This window comes from Streptomyces sp. NPDC053513, assembly GCF_044544765.1.
GTDB lineage: Bacteria > Actinomycetota > Actinomycetes > Streptomycetales > Streptomycetaceae > Streptomyces > Streptomyces litmocidini.
In genome coordinates, this window is sequence record NZ_JBITXP010000055.1 from 1 (window position 1) to 3,517 (window position 3,517).

The window sequence follows — 3,517 nt, forward strand, 5'->3', positions numbered from 1 at the left end:
GGTGCGGGTCCAGGCACATGAGCCTCGGGCGCCGGCAGGGCGCGGGTCCGTTGTGCCCACCCGTTCCGCCCCAGCGGAACGACTGCCCACAACGGCGGCGGGGCACCGCACCGGCAGGCGCTGCCCACAACGGGGGCGCAAGGGGCGGGATCGTCCAGCGGGCGCAGCCACAGCGGGGACGCGAGGCGTGGGCACCGCCCGGCGGGCGCGGGGTGGGCACCGCACCGGCGGGTGCGTGGCTGCAGCGGGGCGGGCATCGCCCGGCGGGTGGGCGCTCGCAGCGGAGGCGCGGGGGTGGGCGGGGCCGTCGCCCGGCAGGCGCGAGTCCACGGAGGGCGCGGGGGCGTCGCCCCGGTGGAGCCGGGCGGCCGGAGAGGGGCGCGAGGGGTGGGGCGCCGTCCCGCCGCATAGCCTGGCCCGTATGGTCGACGCACCCGGTACGTATCTCGCCGTCGGACCCCGCGTGGGCCTGCGGCACTTCTCCCTCGCCGACGCCGAGGAGTTCACCGCCCGCGCCCGCGAGAGCCGGGAGCTGCACCGCCCCTGGCTCTTCCCGCCGTGCACGCCCGAGGCGTACGCCGCCTACGCGGGCCCCCTGATCGAGGACCCGGCGCGCGTCGGCCTCCTGGTCTGCGAGCGCGCCGACGGCGGCGGGATCGCCGGCTTCGTCAACATCAACAACATCGTCCGCGGCGCGTTCCGCAGCGGAGCCCTCGGCTACGGAGCCTTCGCGCACGCCGCCGGGCGCGGGCTCCTCACCGAGGCCCTCGGGCTGGTCCTGGAGCACACCTTCGGCCCCCTGGAACTGCACCGCCTGGAGGCGAACATCCAGCCCGGCAACACCGCCTCCCGCGCCCTCGTCCGCCGCGCCGGCTTCCGCCTGGAAGGCTTCTCGCCCGCGATGCTGCACATCGACGGGGCGTGGCGGGACCACGAACGCTGGGCGATCACCGCGCCCGACCCGGACTAACGCTTGTAGTTGATCTTCATCGTGTCGAGGTCCGTCACCGTCGAGCGCAGCGCCTTGTACCCGTGGCCGAGCCCACCGAGCGCCTTCTCCACCCGGTCCTCCGCGATCGCGCCCGCCATCTCCTCGCCGTCCTCGGCGTCCGAGACGACGACCAGGCGGTACGAGAAGTGCTTCAGCGCCCGGTCGTAGGTCAGCGAGCCCTCCTCCGTGAACTGCATCGCCGTCAGCCCGTGCGCGTCCACCTCGGCGAGCAGCCGGGACCGGCTCTCCTCCGACAGACCGTCGAACGTGCCGCGCACGATGACCCGGTAGGTGTGCTGCGTGCCCATTCCTCGTACTCCCTGTGCCACTGGTCCCCGCCCGCCCAGGCGGCGGGCCGGCCCTCCACACTACGGCGGCGGACGCCGCCCCCGCCGGGAATATCCGGGCACCCCAGCCCCGCGGCTTTGCCGAAGCCTGACGCGGAGAACCCCTGGTCAGGACCGGCTCCGGCGTGTTCCATGGATCGATGACGACCGTACGACGTGCCGTACTGACGCTGCCCGCGGCCCCGTTGGGCCCGGACAACCCCCTTCCCGCACTGCGGGCCCCCGCCGGCGCCGGGGCCCACGCGGTCGACGCGCGGACCCTCGCGGAGCTCCCGCGCGACATGGCCCGGGGCATCGGACGGGCGCCCCTGCGCAGCCTGCTCCCGACCGCCGTCCGCGACGGCTACGGCCGCGAGCGCACGCCCGCCGGCCTCGACGCGATCGTGATCGAGAACGACCGGCTCCGGGCGACCGTGCTGCCCGGCCTCGGCGGCCGCGTCCACTCCCTGCACCACAAGCCCACCGGACGCGAACTCCTGTACCGCAACCCGGTGTTCCAGCCCGCCGCCTTCGCCCTCAACGGCGCCTGGTTCTCCGGCGGCATCGAGTGGAACATCGGGGCCACCGGCCACACCACCCTCTCCTGCTCGCCCCTCCACGCGGCAGTCGTCCGCGCCCCCGACGGCGGCCCGATGCTCCGCCTGTGGGAGTGGGAGCGCCTGCGCGACCTGCCCTTCCAGGTCGACCTGTGGCTCCCGGAGGGCTCGGACTTCCTGTACGTCGGCGTCCGCGTCCGCAACCCCCACGAGCGGACCGTCCCCGCCTACTGGTGGTCCAACACCGCCGTCCCCGAGGAGCGCAGGGTCCTCGTGCCCGCCGACGCGGCCTGGCACCACGGCTACGAGCGCGGCCTGAACCGCCTCCCCGTGCCGGTCGCCGAGGACGGCACCGACCGCTCGTACCCGCTGAACGGCGCCCACGCCGCGGACTACTTCTACGACCTGCCCGAGGAACAGCGCCGCTGGATCGCCGCCCTCGACGCCGACGGCCGCGGACTCGTCCAGACCTCCACCGACGCGCTGCGCGGCCGCAAGCTCTTCCTGTGGGGAACCGAGCGCGGCGGACGGCGCTGGCAGGAGTGGCTGACCGAGCCCGGCACCCCCGGCTACGCCGAGATGCAGGCCGGACTCGCCCGCACCCAGCTGGAACACCTGGAGCTGGCGGGCGGTGCCGAGTTCAGCTGGCTGGAGGCGTACGGGCCGCTCGCCGCCGACCCGGAGGCGGCGCTCGGCGACGACTGGGCGGCGGCCCGCACCGACGTCGAGGACCGTCTGGAGGCGGCGCTGCCCCGCGCCGCCGTCGACGCGGCGTACACCGCCTGGCGGGAGGGCGCAGCGGACGCCGGACCGGAGACCGTCCTCGCGACCGGTTCCGGCTGGGGAGCCCTCGAAGTCCTGCGCGGAGGGTACGAGTTGCCGGGCACGCCCTTCCCCGAGTCGACCCTCGGCCCGGACCAGGAACCCTGGCGGGAGCTCCTGCGCACCGGCGTCCTGCCGCCCCCGGCGAAGGGCGCGGGACCCGGCGCGCCGCTGGTCGCCACCCCCTGGCGGGACATGCTGGAGACCGCCCCCGCCGACCCGTCCACCGAGTACCACCTCGGCATCGCCCAGTGGCACGCGGGAGACCGCGCCCAGGCGGTACGGAGCTGGGAGCGCGGACTCCACCGGGCCGAGGTGCGCTGGCCCCTGCTGTACTGCCTGGCCGTCGCCGACCAGGAGGACGGCCATCCGCGACGGGCCGCCGAGCGGTTCGCGGAGGCCTTCACCGACCACGCCGACCATGCCGACCACGCGGATCGCGACGGGAGCGAGCCCGTGGCCGCCGCCCTCGGCCGCGAGGCCACGGCGGCGCTGCTCGCCGCGGGCCGGCCCGGTCCGGCGCGGGAGCTGTGGGCGCGGTTGCCGGACGAGGTCCGGGGGAGGGGTGCCTTCCGCCTCCTGGAGGTGCGGATACTGCTCGCCGAGGGCCGGACGGACGAGGCCCGTGCCGTCTTCGACGAGGGCTTCGAGGTGGCGGACCTGCGCGAGGGCGCGGAGGTCCTCGGCGAGCTCTGGGCGGAGCTAACCGACGAATCCCTGCCGGACGCCTAATCCGTAGTTATGAGCGTTCCGCAGACGCGGGTGCTTCTCGGAGCGTTCGAGTACCAGACCGTGACATCCAGGTGCAGCCGGGCTGTCGA

At 75.4% G+C, this 3,517-nt stretch carries 3 protein-coding genes; 2 read left to right on the forward strand and 1 reads right to left on the reverse strand.

Annotated features, from left to right (window positions below; all coding sequences use genetic code 11):
- Positions 1 to 421 precede the first annotated feature (421 nt).
- Entirely contained in the window at positions 422 to 970 is a 549-nt protein-coding gene (locus tag ACIGW4_RS38045; protein ID WP_399586303.1) for a GNAT family N-acetyltransferase, read from the forward strand.
- Here the strand turns inward: ACIGW4_RS38045 and ACIGW4_RS38050 are convergent.
- Positions 967 to 1,299, reverse strand: a complete 333-nt coding sequence (locus tag ACIGW4_RS38050; protein ID WP_123456226.1) for a DUF6204 family protein — start codon at positions 1,297 to 1,299, stop codon at positions 967 to 969. The genes ACIGW4_RS38045 and ACIGW4_RS38050 overlap by 4 nt on opposite strands.
- A 179-nt stretch (positions 1,300 to 1,478) precedes the next feature.
- Between ACIGW4_RS38050 and ACIGW4_RS38055 the strand changes: the two genes are divergently transcribed.
- Entirely contained in the window at positions 1,479 to 3,428 is a 1,950-nt protein-coding gene (locus tag ACIGW4_RS38055; RefSeq protein WP_399586305.1) for a DUF5107 domain-containing protein, read from the forward strand.
- Positions 3,429 to 3,517: the final 89 nt, after the last annotated feature.